Consider the following 15,477-nt stretch of genomic DNA (forward strand, 5'->3'; position numbering starts at 1 on the left):
CCTTAATTCAAATTAATACTTTTTAACAGCGATTCATTAGCCTTTTCCAAAGAAAAAGACTCCTGTCTTTCCGATCCTAAATTTCTTACTGACACAGTTTTACTTGTAACTTCATTTTTGCCTACAATCCACAATATAGGAACCTTGTTTGAACTATGCAAACGTATCTTATAACTAATTTTTTCATTGGTCAAATCAGTCTTGACTCTCACACCTTGTTCTTTTAAAATATTGCTAATTTCTGTGGCGTAACCGTCAGCTTCATTTGTAATGGTCAGAATAGCAAGTTGCGTTGGAGCAAGCCAAACTGGAAATTTTCCTGCATAATTTTCTATCAAAATTCCGATAAAACGCTCAAAAGTCCCAAGAATTGCCCTATGTAACATGACAGGGTGATGCTTGTGCCCATCTGCCCCTATATAAAAAGCTCCCAGACGTTCTGGTAAAATGAAATCAACTTGTAATGTTCCACATTGCCAATTTCTGCCTATTGCGTCTTTCAAAACGAACTCTAACTTTGGACCATAAAATGCACCTTCACCAGGGTTAAGTTTATAACTCAAGCCCGCTTCTTTAACGGCTTCAAGCAGCGCTTTTTCAGCTCTATCCCACACTTCATCATTACCTGCTCTAATATCTGGACGGTCTGAAAATTTCACAGAAATTTCATTAAATCCAAGCTCTGAATATACTTCTTTTAAAAGGTCACAAAACTTTATAGTCTCAGAATTCACTTGTTCTTCCATACAAAAAATGTGTGCATCGTCTTGCGTAAAACCACGCACTCGCATCAGTCCGTGCAATGAGCCTGAGCTTTCATTTCTATGGCATGTGCCAAACTCTGCCATACGTATTGGTAAATCACGGTAGCTCCTGGTGTGAGAATTAAAAATCTGCACATGACAAGGACAATTCATGGGTTTTATTGCTAACTTTTTATTCTCAGATTCGTCAACAATAAACATATTTTCACGAAACTTATCCCAATGTCCAGATCTTTCCCACAGCTCTTTACTTACTAAAATAGGAGTTTTTACCTCAAAATAGCCATTATTTATTAGCTTCTTTCTGATGTAAGACTCAAGAACATTATATAGAATATATCCTTGTTCATGCCAAAAAACCTGCCCAACAGCTTCCTCTTGAATGTGAAATAAATCCATATCCTTAGCAATTTTGCGGTGATCACGTTTTTCTGCTTCTTTGAGGCACTCAAGGTAAGCGTTTAATTCATCCTTATTTCCCCATGCTGTGCCATATATTCGCTGCAACATTGGGCCCTTAGAATCACCACGCCAGTATGCACCCGCTACTTTCATAAGTTTAAACGCTTTAACTCTACCGGTTGATGGTGAGTGCGGACCACGGCATAGGTCAACAAAATCACCTTGCCTATAAACAGTTAGGTTTTCACCCTCTGGTATGGATGAGATAATATCAACCTTATATTTTTCGCCTATACCACTAAAGAAATCAACTGACTGCTTGCGAGTCCAAACTTCTCGAACAAATCTGTGGTTACTTTTTACAATCTCTTTCATTTTCTTTTCTATTGCGGTAAGATCGTCCGTAGTGAAGGTACGATCTGTAGCAAAATCATAGTAAAAACCGTCCTGAATTGTTGGGCCGATAGTAATCTGAGTATTAGGAAATAGCTCTTTCACTGCCTGCGCCATTATATGAGCAGCATCATGCCTTATTATATCTAAACCCACTTCGTCACTCAGTTGTATCACCTCTATCTCTGCATCAGCTTCAATTTCACGTGAGAGGTCATATAGCTCACCATTTACTTTCAATGCAACTACTTCTTTCAAAGCATCCGGTTGTAATATATCAAAGCCAGTGACTTTACCACTGTATTCTTTTACTTTTTGTTCGGTTGAAAAAGTAACCCTAACCATAAATAAACCTATACGGACATGTAGCTTGAAGGCGGTTTGCTTCTTCCAACGGTGTCATCCCAGTGTCACGCACATAGCCATACGAACATTCATTTTCGAAGGTAAATTGCACAGCAAATGGTGTCATCCCAGTGCTTGACACTGGAATCCAGCTTTTTTGTAATTTCATTGAAAATGTTGCATAGTGTGCTTGTTCACAATCAATTTTACTGGATCCCAGTGTCAAGCACTGGGATGACACCTTTGTGTTTGAGGCAAAACAGGCTATAACATTTAACATACTGCCCTCGCAAACAAATGTTCGTACAGTTGTGTATCAGCTACTGGGATGACACCACCCCTAGTGGGCACTGCCCCTAAATCATAATGGATAACAGGGTTATAAGCTCTGAACATTAATAATAAGGCCTATTCTTTTTTAACCTGAGTGCAATTACGTCTTCCCAAACTTCACCATTACGCAATAACTTTTCTTTATTGTACATTAGCTCCTCTCTTGTTTCAGTAGCAAATTCAAAGTTAGGACCTTCAACAATTGCATCAACTGGACATGCCTCTTGGCAAAGTCCGCAGTATATGCATTTTGTCATATCAATATCATAGCGCGTGGTGCGGCGACTACCGTCTTCTCTTTCCTCTGCTTCAATAACTATTGCTTGAGCAGGGCAGATAACTTCACATAATTTACAAGCTATGCATCGTTCTTCACCGTTTGGATACCTACGCAACGCATGCTCACCACGAAACCTTGGACTTAAAGGGCCCTTCTCCATAGGATACCTCAAAGTAACCTTTGGCTTAAACATATATTTTAATGTAATAACAAACCCTTTAATTAACTCTACAAAAGACCAGTACCAAGCTAATTTCTTGAGCATAAAATATTTAAAACTTGTGTCAGTCATTATAAATCATATTATCAGTTTTCAAAATAAATATTTTCACCTGGGTGACTTTTTAGGTATTTTGGTTTCTTAAGTGTAATATTGCTAAGTAGTTTATATAAATAATGACAAACACAAATGAAACTATTTTCGCTTTATCGACCGTATTTGGTAAGTCAGGAGTTGCAGTAATCAGAATTTCAGGCAACTACGCGCTTAAAGCTTTAAATCATTTTCATATTAAGAAAGAAATTAAACCAAGATTTGCTACTTTAGTTGATCTATATGATGATTCCAGTCAATTGATAGATAATGGAATAATCATCTATTTCCCTGCTCCAAACAGTTTCACTGGCGAGGACGTTATAGAGTTACAAGTGCATGGAAGCAAGGCAGTTATAAAAATCATCTTGGAGGAATTATCAAAAGTTTTCGTTATGGCCAAGCCTGGAGAATTCTCACTTAGGGCTTTTCTAAATGGTAAATTTGACTTAACGCAAATAGAAGGGATTGCAGACTTAATTGATGCTGAGACGAAAATGCAAGCTAAACAAGCGATTAAGCAGATATCAGGAGAATTGGAGAGACTATACAGCAATTGGAGGCAAAGATTAATAACGATACAATCCAAAATCGAAGCATATATAGACTTTCCAGAGGACATTTGGGCAGAAAAAAGTGAATTGGAAAAAATTAATAATGAAGTGCAATCTCTCGTGCAGTTGATACAAGAGCATTTAAATGATAATAGACGGGGCGAAAGGTTGCGTGAGGGTTTACATATTGTAATAACTGGTGAACCAAATGTCGGTAAATCAACTCTGTTTAATTTCTTAGCCAAGCGTGATATTGCTATTGTTTCTGAATATGCAGGCACAACAAGAGATATACTTGAAGCTCATATTGACATTGGCGGATACCCAATCATTCTCTCTGATACTGCTGGAATTCGTGAAAGTTCAGATCCAATAGAATTAGAAGGTATAAGTCGAGCGAAAAAGAGGTCTTTTGAAGCTGATTTAAGAATAGAGCTATTTCCTTTTGAACAACGACACGATGTCAATTATCAAGCCACAGGCAATATACCATCTGTCGTTGACACACAACTATGCAAATATTGTAATCAACAAACGGTGTCATCCCAGTGCTTGACACTGGGATCCAGATATAAAAATACTTGCAAATTATGCAATAGACAATGGATTCTAGAAACATGTGCTGAAAACAATGTTCATAGCTGGATTCCAGTGTCAGCTACTTGCATGACATCAGACCAAAATGACACCATTTATGTATTGAGCAAAGCTGACGATGTTATCAATAATCACAATATAAAAATTAATGGCATAGATCTTTTACCCATTTCTATTCTAAAGGAAATAGGTACAAACAAGTTGATCTCCCTCATAAAAGAGAAGGCAGAGGAAAAATTTGGGCATGATAGAGACACTCCTGTGATTACTCGGCAAAGACATAGGAATCACATGAAGAAAGCACTGGAACATTTACAACGTTTTAATATCGATAATCCAATTGAGTTGATATCTGAAGATTTGAGGCTTGCTGCATTTGAACTTGGTGCGGTGATTGGAATTATTGATGTTGAGGAAATATTGAGTAGTGTGTTTAGCAACTTTTGCGTGGGCAAGTAAAGCTTTTATAGATTGCTTAAAATCAAATGTTGTGATAGAAAAGAAATGGACGGATGGCCGAGCGGTTTAAGGCACCAGTCTTGAAAACTGACGTACGTGATGAGCGTACCATGGGTTCGAATCCCATTCCGTCCGCACAGCATCTCGCTATGCTAGCTGATTTTTAGAGCTTATTTGGACTATGTGGTTCATAACGCTGGAAATCTTGTCTAATCTAGCCACATCTTTTAAAAATACATCCCTTTGTAAATTGACCTTGTTAGCAAAGAAAGCTAATATCTATAAATAGATCACCATCTGAATATGAAAACCGATATAGTAATAATAGGTGCAGGACCTGTTGGAATATTCACTGCTTTTCAAGCGGGAATGCTTGATATGAGATGTCATATAATAGATGTTTTGGATCAAGCAGGAGGACAATGCACAGCTCTTTACCCAGAAAAGCCAATATACGATATACCTGGTTATCCTGTAATTACTGCCCAAAAATTAATTGAGCAGCTAATGGAGCAAGCTTCGCCATTTAAGCCTATTTACCATTTAAGTCAAAAAGTAGAAAAGATTTCAAATAACGAAGGTGAAAACTTTACTATCATAACGAGCATAGGTACAGAGGTAAAATGTAAGGCTGTTATTGTTGCTGCAGGTAATGGAATGTTTGAACCTAACCGTCCACCCTTAAGTGGTATATTAGAATATGAAAATAAATCTGTATTTTACAGTGTAAATAAAATTTCTGATTTTCAGGATAAAACTATAGTCATTGCAGGGGGGGGTGATTCTGCGGCTGATTGGACTGTAGAACTTTCTAAAGTTGCAAAGAAAATTTATGTGATACATAGGAGAAAGGAATTTCGCTGCACTCCTGAAACTAGAAATAAATTAGAATCACTTGAAATTGATGGAAAAATAGAACTGGTAGTGCCATATCAATTACACGAACTAGCAGGAGGTAATGGGCAGTTGAGCGCAGTGATAGTAAAAAACATTGCCTCTAAGGAAGAAAAAGAAATATTCGCTGATTTTTTGCTGCCATTTTTTGGATTGTCAATGAATCTTGGTCCAATAAACAATTGGGGTATACAGTTAGAACATAGCCGCATAGTTGTCGACCCAGCTACACTTAAAACCAGTAGAGATAGGATATATGCAATCGGAGATATAGCTATTTATTCAGGCAAACTAAAATTAATACTAAATGGTTTTGCTGAGAGCGCCATGGCTTGTTATGACATATACAAAGTAATCCACAACTCTCCAGTCAATTTTCAATATTCAACTTCAAAGGGAATTCACGGGAAAGAAAAACTTCCTTGACAAACCTCGCCAGCTCCCTTATCATGAAACTGAAGCTATTGTATTTGCTTTCGCCAATCTGCAGATTAAAAGGTAAGGATTACTTAATGTATCGGCGTCTTATGTTCAATTTTTTGCAGTATATAGATACTGTATGTCTTTACAAAACTTCATCTACATCTAGATTTTTATCTAAATAAGCTGAACGCGCTTACAAAGCGTTACAAGACATCAAAAAATGCCAATACTCGACAGAGATAGTAAAAGACTAGCTAACTCGGGGATTCTTTGTCTTTTTTTCTGCTTAGTAAATTTCTTAAACGTTTGCAGCGTAAGTTAGTTGCAATTAAAAGCAGCTTAATCTCGCTTGTCAAGCGTTTAAAACATAAAAAACGCCAATATTTTAAAGCGGATAATAACCCCAGGGTTTCTTTTGCCTTTTTTTTCATTTGGTAAATTTCTTAAATATTTGTGGCTAAACGACAACCGTCATCCCGCTGCTTGTTAGCGGGATCTAGAGATACCGCGAATGAATCGCGGTATGACGTAGGACTGCTGTCATTCCAGTGCTCCTTTTTTTGTCATCCGAGTAGCTGACACTGGGATCCAGGAAACTTAACTTTACACCAGGTGAATGCACAATAAGAACTGGATTCCAGACTGGAATGACACCGAAGGGGCTACTGGGATGACAAAAGGGGGCACTGGGATGACAGGAGGTAATGCAGGAAGTCTAATAGTGCAGCAACACAGAACCCCAGGTCAGGCCTGCACCTATTGAAATCAGCAGTACCAGATTTCCTGATTTTATTTTTGATTCTTGTATTGCATAGTCTAAGGCCAGTGGAATTGATGCCGCTGAGGTGTTTGCATGCTTATCAACGGTATTAATCACTTTCTCTATAGGAAAATCTAATTTCTTTACTACTGCTTCAATAATACGAATGTTTGCTTGATGGGGAATTAACCAGTCAATATCAGTGATTTTCAAATTATTGCATTTCAGAGTTTCCTCTACTGAGGCTGTTAACTTATCCACTGCATGTTTAAACACTTCTCTTCCATTCATGCATATTTTTCCAGAATCACCAGTTGAGGATATCCCTCCGTTCGTACATAGTATGTCCACATTGCCATCAGAATATAGGCTAGTTGAAATTATACCTTTTGTAACCCCCTTCTCTGCCACCCAAGTATCAGCATCATTTGTTGGAATGACGTTAAAATGACATGCTGATTTCATTATTACTGCACCAGCACCATCACCAAAGAGTACACAAGTTGACCTATTTTCCCAATCAACAATCCTAGACATTATTTCAGCACCTATAACCAATGCATATTTAATTCTATTGTTAGATTTTATGAGCGAATCAGCAACTGTAACTGCATATATAAAACCAGAGCATGCTGCTTGTACATCAAAAGCAAATGCGTTTTTACATTTTAACTTACTTTGTACAATCGTTGCACAGCTAGGAAAAGTTTTATCAGGAGTTGTTGTAGCAACTATAATCAAGTCAATTTCATCTACTGAAATTTTAGCTTTTTCTATAGCACTTTTTGCTGCATTCACAGCTAGATCTGACGTTAGTTCTCCTTCATCTGCTATATGCCTTTGAACTATTCCTGTTCTCTGCCTTATCCATTCATCGCTCGTCTCAACTATCGATGCAATTTCGTTGTTACTCAACATTTTTCTTGGTAGGTAAGATCCAGTGCTTAATATGAAACTTTTATTCAATATGACTTACCCCGTTAATTATCTTTTGATTTAAATTTTCACTAATTGCATCTACTGCAAATTTTATGGCATGGGCAAAAGAAATAGCATCAGAATTTCCATGACTTTTAATGATGATACCATTCAGCCCTAAAAACATAGCTCCACTTCTAATTTTAGGATTAAAACGCGTTAAAGCTTTATTTAGTTTGGATTTTAACAATATACCAACAAGCATTTTCGCTATCCACGAATTGAATACTTCCTGCTTTATTAGATTGATAAAGGTACTAGCGGTTGCCTCAGCCGTTTTGAGCATTACATTGCCAACAAAACCATCAGCAACAATCACATCTATATTACCCTCTAAAAATTCACTTGCCTCTATATACCCTTTGAAATTAATGCCTGGAGCGTTTTTAAGCAACTCAAAAGCGCCGCGCACTGAGTCATTACCTTTAACTTCTTCTGTGCCGATATTTAGCAAAGCAACTTCAGGATTGTCAATTTTTAATGCTATTTTTGCAAATATACTACCCATTAACGCAAATTGAAATAATGAGTCGGCATTACAATCAACATTTGCACCAAGGTCAAGCAAAGCGAAGCTTTTTGTCTTAGTTGGACAGATAGAGGCAATAGCAGGACGATAAATGTTTGGTAATGTTCCTAAAATAAATCTGGAAATTGCCATCAATGCTCCGGTGTTGCCTGAAGACACCACTCCGAAAGCTTTACCTTTTTTTACTGCCTCAATGGCAGCTTTCATACTTGAGTCTTTACGATGCCTCAGTGCAAAAGATGGCTTATCATTTGCAAGGACATTGTCAGAACAATGAGTAAATTCAGAATTGTTACTTACTTTTTTATATTTCAAAAGCAAAGGAGATACTTCTTCCTTATCTCCATAAATATGAAAAAAAACTTTAATGCCTGGGTCAACAAGGTTGTCTAAAAAAAAACCAGCACCCTGAATTACGGAAAGAGGCGCAAAATCGCCCCCCATAGCGTCAAGTGCAATAACTATATTATTATTGACCGTAGGTAACATATCATAATAGTCACTCTGCCTGTTGCTTGATGAAAACCCGTTTTCCTTTGTAACTGCCATCAACTGCTACGTTATGAGGCAACATGAATTCCCCAGTTGTTGAACATACCACAACATTCTTAGGCTCAATAGCATGATGAGAACGATGCATATTACGCCTTGACTTTGACTTTTTTCTTTTTGGAACTGCCAAAATTTCCTCCATTCTACTACAAAATACAATACATTAGTAACATGTTTTTTACAGGAAGTAAACAGGGATAGTAAAATAAGTAAGGTTTGCTTATGTAATTGAGTTCTATAGCTAAAGTGGCTCTACAATTTGAAAAACCGTCATTCCGCTACTCGTTAGCGGAATCTATACCGCGCATAGCTGTACGAACATTCATTTTTGAAGGTAAATTGCACAACAGATGATGTCATTCCAGTCTGGAATCCAGAAATTTTGCTTATAACTGAGCTGATGAGCTAAAGGTAGTTGTCTTACGCTAAAACAAACGTTTTTAATTAAGTTGCATAAAAGCTGGATCCCAGTGTCTGGGCACTGGCCCACTGGTGGGAATTGCTCCCAAACTACAATGTTCGTACAGTTGTGGATACCGTGGCGGTATGACGTAGGGAAACCTTTCTTGGGTTAGCTATATGAGCTTTAAATTAAAACATCAAGTATGTTGAACTTAAAACATATCTCAGCTATACTTTGCGATAAAGTTAATAAAAATTTTAATAAAATCAGTAAGACTAACCTCTAGCTAAAATGAATACAAAGTGAGCTTTTTTGATATAAATAGTGTTAGAATAATTGGTAGGTACTTTATCAATTTTTTGTTAAGGCTTGGTAGTGCATTCATATTTTTTATTCAATCTCTATACCACTGCCTTGTGCCACCATATTATTTTAGCAACATAGCAAGACAAATTATAGAGATAGGCTTTTTCTCTCTGCCAATTGTTGGGCTCACTGGAGTTTTTATAGGAGCGGCAATAGTTTTACAAAGTAGCTTGAGTGACCCATTAATTAACCAAGAACAGATAATACCCAAACTTGTTACGATCACTATCATTAAAGAGTTAGGACCAGTTTTGATCAGCTTAATAATGGTAGGAAAGGTTGGATCATCAGTTGCAGCAGAAATTGGTACAATGCGCATCACCGAGCAAATAGATGCACTTACAACCTTGAACATCAACCCTTTTAAATATTTAATTGCACCAAGGATTTTAGCGTCAATCATAGTATTTCCCATACTTACAGTATGTGCAGATTTAATAGGAATATTTGGAGGATGTATCACTGCAGTCTTCGAATTTAACCACAATTTAAATATATACATTAAACACACAGCTCAGTTCTTTAATACGTATGATTTTATAACTGGGCTAATAAAAGCAACTGTATTTGGCGCCATAATTTCTGTCTCAAGCTGCTATTACGGTTACCATTGCAAAGAAGGTGCACGAGGAGTAGGTGTTGCTACAACATCAACTGTTGTTTTATCGTCCATACTGATCATTTTAGCAAACTACATGATTACTTTGATACATGCGTAACCCCATAATATCAATATTGAACTTAAGCTTATCTTTTGATGATAGGACAGTACTAAAAGATCTAAATTTTGATATATTAAAAGGGGAATCATTAGTCATACTTGGTGGCTCAGGAAGCGGCAAATCTGTATTAACAAAAACAATGATCGGCTTGCTTGCTCCAGACTCAGGGTCTGTTAAAATAAATAGTAAAAGCAAAAATAAATTTGGGGTTTTATTTCAAAATTCCGCTTTATTTGACTACGTTACAGTGTGGGAAAATATATCTTTTAATTATAAAAAGCGCTTTAATATCAGCAAAAAAGAGGCAAAACAGCTAGCAATCGAGAAGTTAAATGATGTTGGACTGGAGGAAAGCATAGCAGATATGTTTCCAATAGAGCTATCAGGTGGAATGAAAAAAAGAGTGGCACTTGCAAGGGCGATTGCACACAATCCAGAAATCATTATTTTGGATGAACCAACTTCAGGATTGGACCCAATTATGTCAGATATAGTAAACGAGATAATAATAAAATTATCTAGAGATCTTAACCCTACAATTATCACGATTACACATGATATTCATAGCGCATTTAAAATAGCTGATAAAATAGCAGTATTATATGAAGGGGAGATCATTTCCCATGGAACTGTTCAGGAAATACAAAATACTAATAACGAATATATAAAAAAATTCATTCATTATATATAGCTAAAGATATATACACTATTGCTAACAGTCATATTTTTAAGTTTTAACTTTGTAAAAGGTAGTGAACATTGGAATTCAGATTTTTTTCAAACTGGATCTTATAGCTAACACGTCATACCGCGATTCATTCGCGGTATCTCGGCATAGATTCCGCTAACTAGTAGCGGAATGACGAATTTGTCGTTTTTCAAATTGTCGTAAGTCAGTTTAGCTATATATAGGATGACAGAAATTGTTTGTATTAGCTATATTCAAAAGCTCTATTGATATTTTGCAATATTTGTGATAAAATAATAGCTTAAGGTTGAGAGTAAAAATTTATGAGTGAAGCTCAAGGTCCAAACATTGCAGAATGGCAAGCGCAGCAGCAACACCAAGAGGCTGCTGGTGAGAAAAGTGGTTTTGGTCTTGGTCATAGTGACTCTGTTTCAACAGTTGTCGATGGAATGAAATGGTTGTTCAACTTTCATGAAGGAGCAATTGCTGCTTATAGTAACGTGTTTGAAGGTTTGGTGAGTGGCAGTAGTCTAGTAACATTGTTTGGAAAGTCAGGTAATATGTTTGGCATAAAATTTCTTGAAGGCCTTGCAGAATATTTTTCAGGTGGAGGTGGGGAAGATATGCCATCAGAAGGAATGGATATGGCTCATGGTGATGAGGGACCTCACTCAGATGATTACCCTCATGCCAATAATGAAATGGCTCATAATGCTGATGGTTTGCAAGACATGCATGATGCAGGTGATCACCATGGTCAATCTTTTTCACCTGGTCCTTCACCATCTGTTGGCGATGACCACGGACATGAACTTGGTTAAACACTTAAAAACTATTGAATAGTTGGAAGAAGGCCTAATAAGAAAAGTTGCTGTTGTTATGAGTTTGTCTTAGTGAAAAAGGTTTCAGTTTTGGGATCAACAGGAAGTGTTGGAAAAAAGACTGTAGATTTGCTCTCAAAGAGAAAAGAAGAATACCAAGTGGAAGCACTAAGTGCCCATTCGAACTTTGCTCTACTGGCACACCAAGCAAAACTGCTAAATGCAAAATATGTTGCTATCTCCGATGAAAGGCTTTACAAAGATTTGAAAGAAAGTTTACTTGGTACAGATGTAAAAATAGCAATTGGTGCTACAAATATTGCTACCATACCTGTTGATCTCTCAGTTGTTGCAATAGTTGGCATTGCAGGCCTTGGGCCAGTTATGGAAGTTATAGAAAGCGGTACCAAAGTCATTGCATTGGCAAACAAAGAAAGCATTGTTTGCGGTGGAAAGTTATTACTCAAAAAAGCTAAAGAAAAAAATGTACAAATAATCCCTATTGACTCTGAGCACAATGCAATTTTTCAAATTTTGCAAAATGACGACAAATGCGTAGAAAAGATCATACTTACTGCTTCTGGTGGACCATTCTTAAATTATAGCCTTGAGCAATTAAGAAATGTTATGGTAGATAAGGCGCTTAGTCACCCCACTTGGAATATGGGAAAGAAAATCTCGGTTGATAGCGCAACAATGATGAATAAGGCACTAGAGATAATAGAAGCACATAACTTGTTTAATATCAGCCCGGATAAAATTGAAGCAATAGTGCATCCTGAGTCAATAGTACATGGAATTGTAACTTATAAGGATGGGTTCAACTTTGCTGTGCTTGCAGAAACTGACATGGCAATTCCTATTTCATATGCTCTATCTTGGCCGGAAAGATCAGCTTTAAATCGTAAATTAGATTTAACAAAGCAAGGAAAATTGACCTTTCAAGAACCAGACCATAAGCGTTTTCCTGCGCTAAAGCTTAGCATGGCAGTGTTAAACTCTTCTGCTCCACAAACAAACAGTATTGTGCTCAATGCTGCAAATGAAATAGCTGTTAATGAATTTTTGAAGTCACGAATCGGCTTTTTAAAAATAGTAGAGGTAGTGGAATCAACAATGGAAAGTTTTGGTAGTTATACTGATATTAATTCACTATCTGATATAATAAATATTGATTATGAAAGTCGTATTATTGCTCACAAAATTGTTGAAAGTAAAGTTGTTGCGTATAGCTAGAGTAATGTAACCAGACTGCATTCTGTGATTTTTAGCAAAACACGATACACAATCGTCATTCCGCTACTTGTTAGCGGAATCTATGCCGAGATACCGCGGCGGTATGACGGTTCGCGGCGGCATAGCTATCTTCAAAAATATGGTTGAATAATTGTTAATAATAGTGTATAATTATTAATATTTTTAAGCACTTTGGCTATGGCTTTATCTAAGTTTCTCGACCCTAAGCTGGATTTAACCTTCAAAAAAATATTTGGCACTGAAAAAAATAAGAATATTCTCATACATTTTTTGAATGATATTTTAGGGTTTACCGAGATAAATACTATACAAGAAGTGGAATTCCTCAGTACTATAATGGATCCTGAAATTGCCTCTGATAAGCAAAGTATAGTTGATGTTCTTTGCAGGGACTCTAGTGGGGCTAGGTATGTGATTGAAATGCAGCTCACTCGCGATAAAGGCTTCGAAAAACGAGCTCAACTATATGCTGCTAAGGCTTACTCAAGGCAAGCTGATAAATCTGGTAAGTACATTGATTTAAAGAAGGTTTTCTTTATTGCTATCTCTAATTGTAATTTATTTCCTGATAAGCTTGATTATATATCCAGCCACACTATAAGAGATGAGAAAACCAATGAGCATGACTTAAAAGATTTTCAATTTGTATTTATTGAACTACCTAAATTTCCTAAGAATAAGGAAGAACAGCTAGAAAGCATAGTGGATCGTTGGTTATTTTTCTTCAAATATGCAGATGAAACTACGGAAGAAGACTTAAGGAAAATAGCAGAAAAAGCACCAATAATAAAGTTAGCCTACGATGAATTAGACAGGTTTAGCTGGAATGAAAAAGATTTAGTAGCTTATGAAGAAAGAATAATGGATCTACGGAAAGAAGAAGCCATTCTTGAATACAGACTTGACCTTGCTACTGAAAAAGGCATCCAAATTGGCGAAGAAAGAGGCATCAAAATCGGTAAAGAGGAAGGGAAAATTGAAGGAAAAATCGAAGGAAAAATCGAAGTCGCAAAAGCAATGCTGGCTAACAATGTTGATGTCAACACTATTGTCAAATTTACTGGCCTTTCTATTAGTGAGATTGAAGAATTAAGTGTGAACGGTACAGAGTAATTTCAAAGTGCATTTGCAGTTGGAACGGATACATTTAATGAGAGTCCCATTTCACGGTGTTCAAATCTACTCCTTCTTGTACCATCTCCCAAAGTGGGCTCATTTCTCTCAGTCGGCCAACATTTTTAGCAACAAGATCTGCTGCATACAAAACTTCTTCTCTAGTTGTAAATCGGCCTAGGCCAAATCTAATTGATGAATGCTCAAGGTCATGGCCATTATTTAGCGACCGTACTACATAGGAAGGCTCAAGAGACGCAGACGTGCACGCAGAACCAGAACTTACTGCTAAATCCTTGATTGCCATGATGAGAGACTCACCCTCAACATAGGGAAAGCTCAAGTTTAGGTTGCCAGGAATTCTATTTTCATAATCACCATTTAAAACGATATCAGGAAACGCTTCTTTTATCTTGTTATACAAAATATCCCTTAATTCTTCCACTCTAGTTGTTTCTTTTTTCATTTCTTCTCTAGCAATACGTGCCGCTTCACCAAAACCAACTGCAAGAGGTGTTGGAACTGTTCCAGAACGCATGCCTCTTTCCTGTCCACCACCACTAATTAGTGGTATCAGCCTAACACGAGGATTCTTTCTACGTACATATAATGCGCCTATTCCCATAGGTCCATAAATTTTGTGGCTAGAGAGACTCATAAGATCAATGCACATCTCATTAACATCAATTGGAACTTTTCCAAAGCTTTGAGCTGCATCTGTATGGAAAAATATATTATGCTTTCTGCATATTTTACCAATCTCCTTTACAGGCTGAATTACTCCGATTTCATTATTTACCATCATTACTGAAATCAAAATTGTTTTATCAGTAATTGCTTCCTCAAGCTTTGATAAATCTATAATTCCGTTTTGCTTAACAGGCAAATATGTAACTTTAAAGCCTTCATTTTCCAGATGCCGACAAGAATCCAGAACACACTTATGCTCCGTGCAGACAGTGATTATATGATTTCCTTTATTTTTATAAAAGTGAGCAACGCCCTTGATTGCCGTATTATTTGACTCAGTTGCACCTGAGGTAAAGATAATTTCTTTGCTATCTGCGTTCACCAGATCAGCGATGTGTTTCCTTGCTTTTTCCACTGCTTCTTCAGCAGTCCAACCAAATGAATGGCTGCGAGAGTGTGCATTGCTGAACTCACCAAAGTAAGGTATCATCACCTCTAAAACACGGGGATCTACTTTAGTAGTAGATTGATAATCAAGAAATATTGGTAATTTTATTTTAGCATCGTGTATTTTTTTACTTTCAACATTCATAAAGCTACCACGGAGACAAAATTTACAATTATTTTATAGCATTAAAACTTAATTTTTTCAAGATATAATCTTGCATCAAGTACAAAAGTGTCATCCAAGTAGCTGACACATAACTGTACGAACATTTATTTGCGAAAGCAGTGTGTTAAATGTTATAGCCAGTTTTGCCTCAAACACAAAGGCAGTGCCCAGACACTGGGATGACACCCTATTGGTGGCAATTGCTTCCAAATCATAATGTTTGTACAG

Annotated in this window: 17 protein-coding genes and 1 tRNA gene; 9 read left to right on the forward strand and 9 right to left on the reverse strand. The window is 36.8% G+C overall.

Annotated features, from left to right (window positions below; translation table 11 throughout):
* Positions 1 to 2: 2 nt before the first annotated feature.
* From thrS to nuoI, 4 genes are read right to left on the reverse strand one after another with little or no spacing between them, the layout of a single operon-like run.
* Positions 3 to 1,904: a threonine--tRNA ligase gene (thrS, locus tag AAGD76_RS05775; protein WP_010962960.1), complete on the reverse strand. Its 1,902-nt coding sequence runs from the start codon at positions 1,902 to 1,904 to the stop codon at positions 3 to 5.
* Positions 1,897 to 2,184, reverse strand: a complete 288-nt coding sequence (locus tag AAGD76_RS05780) for a hypothetical protein (RefSeq protein WP_010962961.1) — start codon at positions 2,182 to 2,184, stop codon at positions 1,897 to 1,899. The genes thrS and AAGD76_RS05780 overlap by 8 nt, the downstream gene beginning before the upstream one ends.
* Positions 2,178 to 2,300, reverse strand: coding sequence for a hypothetical protein (locus AAGD76_RS05785; RefSeq protein ID WP_255322257.1), 123 nt, complete (start codon positions 2,298 to 2,300; stop codon positions 2,178 to 2,180). The genes AAGD76_RS05780 and AAGD76_RS05785 overlap by 7 nt, the downstream gene beginning before the upstream one ends.
* The gene (gene nuoI, locus AAGD76_RS05790; protein WP_341820516.1) at positions 2,300 to 2,782 is read right to left on the reverse strand and encodes an NADH-quinone oxidoreductase subunit NuoI; all 483 of its coding nucleotides are present in this window, start codon (positions 2,780 to 2,782) and stop codon (positions 2,300 to 2,302) included. The genes AAGD76_RS05785 and nuoI overlap by 1 nt, the downstream gene beginning before the upstream one ends.
* 131 nt (positions 2,783 to 2,913) lie before the next feature.
* On the opposite strand from nuoI, the gene mnmE reads away from it, so the two are divergent.
* The 4 genes from mnmE (at position 2,914) to AAGD76_RS05810 (ending at position 6,520) form a co-directional block, all read left to right on the forward strand.
* Entirely contained in the window at positions 2,914 to 4,440 is a 1,527-nt protein-coding gene (gene mnmE, locus AAGD76_RS05795) for a tRNA uridine-5-carboxymethylaminomethyl(34) synthesis GTPase MnmE (RefSeq protein ID WP_010082336.1), read from the forward strand.
* A 47-nt stretch (positions 4,441 to 4,487) separates the two neighbouring features.
* Positions 4,488 to 4,575, forward strand: a tRNA-Ser gene (locus AAGD76_RS05800).
* Positions 4,576 to 4,743: 168 nt separating this feature from the next.
* A complete protein-coding gene (locus tag AAGD76_RS05805) occupies positions 4,744 to 5,760 on the forward strand; it encodes an NAD(P)/FAD-dependent oxidoreductase (protein ID WP_341820517.1) in 1,017 nt (338 codons plus the stop codon).
* Between the two features lie 613 nt (positions 5,761 to 6,373).
* Positions 6,374 to 6,520 (forward strand): hypothetical protein, encoded by a 147-nt coding sequence (locus AAGD76_RS05810; protein WP_341820518.1) that lies wholly within the window; start codon positions 6,374 to 6,376, stop codon positions 6,518 to 6,520.
* Here the strand turns inward: AAGD76_RS05810 and AAGD76_RS05815 are convergent.
* The 3 genes from AAGD76_RS05815 to rpmF are packed head-to-tail and all read right to left on the reverse strand — an operon-like array spanning position 6,473 to position 8,706.
* Entirely contained in the window at positions 6,473 to 7,483 is a 1,011-nt protein-coding gene (locus AAGD76_RS05815; protein WP_182321005.1) for a beta-ketoacyl-ACP synthase III, read from the reverse strand. The genes AAGD76_RS05810 and AAGD76_RS05815 overlap by 48 nt on opposite strands.
* Positions 7,476 to 8,513 carry a phosphate acyltransferase PlsX gene (gene plsX / locus AAGD76_RS05820; protein ID WP_341820569.1) on the reverse strand — a complete coding sequence of 346 codons (1,038 nt, stop codon included), beginning with the start codon at positions 8,511 to 8,513 and terminating at the stop codon, positions 7,476 to 7,478. Before plsX ends, AAGD76_RS05815 begins: the two co-directional genes overlap by 8 nt.
* Positions 8,514 to 8,523: 10 nt before the next feature.
* Entirely contained in the window at positions 8,524 to 8,706 is a 183-nt protein-coding gene (gene rpmF / locus AAGD76_RS05825) for a 50S ribosomal protein L32 (protein ID WP_010962967.1), read from the reverse strand.
* Between the two features lie 575 nt (positions 8,707 to 9,281).
* On the opposite strand from rpmF, the gene AAGD76_RS05830 reads away from it, so the two are divergent.
* The 5 genes from AAGD76_RS05830 (at position 9,282) to AAGD76_RS05850 (ending at position 13,946) form a co-directional block, all read left to right on the forward strand.
* Positions 9,282 to 10,064, forward strand: a complete 783-nt coding sequence (locus AAGD76_RS05830; RefSeq protein ID WP_015589313.1) for an MlaE family ABC transporter permease — start codon at positions 9,282 to 9,284, stop codon at positions 10,062 to 10,064.
* Positions 10,057 to 10,758: an ABC transporter ATP-binding protein gene (locus AAGD76_RS05835; protein WP_341820519.1), complete on the forward strand. Its 702-nt coding sequence runs from the start codon at positions 10,057 to 10,059 to the stop codon at positions 10,756 to 10,758. Before AAGD76_RS05830 ends, AAGD76_RS05835 begins: the two co-directional genes overlap by 8 nt.
* Positions 10,759 to 11,078: 320 nt before the next feature.
* A complete protein-coding gene (locus AAGD76_RS05840) occupies positions 11,079 to 11,576 on the forward strand; it encodes a hypothetical protein (protein WP_182367341.1) in 498 nt (165 codons plus the stop codon).
* A 72-nt stretch (positions 11,577 to 11,648) separates the two neighbouring features.
* A complete protein-coding gene (gene dxr, locus AAGD76_RS05845) occupies positions 11,649 to 12,812 on the forward strand; it encodes a 1-deoxy-D-xylulose-5-phosphate reductoisomerase (protein ID WP_070356952.1) in 1,164 nt (387 codons plus the stop codon).
* Positions 12,813 to 13,010: 198 nt separating this feature from the next.
* Entirely contained in the window at positions 13,011 to 13,946 is a 936-nt protein-coding gene (locus tag AAGD76_RS05850; protein ID WP_213863185.1) for an Rpn family recombination-promoting nuclease/putative transposase, read from the forward strand.
* A gap of 34 nt (positions 13,947 to 13,980) precedes the next feature.
* On the opposite strand, the gene AAGD76_RS05855 is transcribed toward AAGD76_RS05850, so the two are convergent.
* Together AAGD76_RS05855 and AAGD76_RS05860 are read right to left on the reverse strand one after the other, a co-directional pair.
* Positions 13,981 to 15,228, reverse strand: a complete 1,248-nt coding sequence (locus AAGD76_RS05855; protein ID WP_010081919.1) for an IscS subfamily cysteine desulfurase — start codon at positions 15,226 to 15,228, stop codon at positions 13,981 to 13,983.
* 90 nt (positions 15,229 to 15,318) lie between these two features.
* Entirely contained in the window at positions 15,319 to 15,459 is a 141-nt protein-coding gene (locus AAGD76_RS05860; protein WP_153296798.1) for a hypothetical protein, read from the reverse strand.
* Positions 15,460 to 15,477 lie beyond the last annotated feature (18 nt).

This window comes from Wolbachia endosymbiont (group A) of Cydia strobilella (assembly GCF_964026745.1).
GTDB classification, from domain to species: domain Bacteria; phylum Pseudomonadota; class Alphaproteobacteria; order Rickettsiales; family Anaplasmataceae; genus Wolbachia; species Wolbachia pipientis.

Coding starts and splice junctions, on each gene's coding strand:
- thrS (WP_010962960.1), bottom strand. CDS start 1,904: ATGGTTAGGGTTACTTTTTCAACCGAACAAAAAGTAAAAGAATACAGT.
- AAGD76_RS05780 (WP_010962961.1), bottom strand. CDS start 2,184: ATGTTAAATGTTATAGCCTGTTTTGCCTCAAACACAAAGGTGTCATCC.
- AAGD76_RS05785 (WP_255322257.1), bottom strand. CDS start 2,300: ATGTTCAGAGCTTATAACCCTGTTATCCATTATGATTTAGGGGCAGTG.
- nuoI (WP_341820516.1), bottom strand. CDS start 2,782: ATGCTCAAGAAATTAGCTTGGTACTGGTCTTTTGTAGAGTTAATTAAA.
- mnmE (WP_010082336.1), top strand. CDS start 2,914: ATGACAAACACAAATGAAACTATTTTCGCTTTATCGACCGTATTTGGT.
- AAGD76_RS05805 (WP_341820517.1), top strand. CDS start 4,744: ATGAAAACCGATATAGTAATAATAGGTGCAGGACCTGTTGGAATATTC.
- AAGD76_RS05810 (WP_341820518.1), top strand. CDS start 6,374: ATGCACAATAAGAACTGGATTCCAGACTGGAATGACACCGAAGGGGCT.
- plsX (WP_341820569.1), bottom strand. CDS start 8,513: ATGTTACCTACGGTCAATAATAATATAGTTATTGCACTTGACGCTATG.
- AAGD76_RS05835 (WP_341820519.1), top strand. CDS start 10,057: ATGCGTAACCCCATAATATCAATATTGAACTTAAGCTTATCTTTTGAT.
- AAGD76_RS05840 (WP_182367341.1), top strand. CDS start 11,079: ATGAGTGAAGCTCAAGGTCCAAACATTGCAGAATGGCAAGCGCAGCAG.
- AAGD76_RS05850 (WP_213863185.1), top strand. CDS start 13,011: ATGGCTTTATCTAAGTTTCTCGACCCTAAGCTGGATTTAACCTTCAAA.
- AAGD76_RS05855 (WP_010081919.1), bottom strand. CDS start 15,228: ATGAATGTTGAAAGTAAAAAAATACACGATGCTAAAATAAAATTACCA.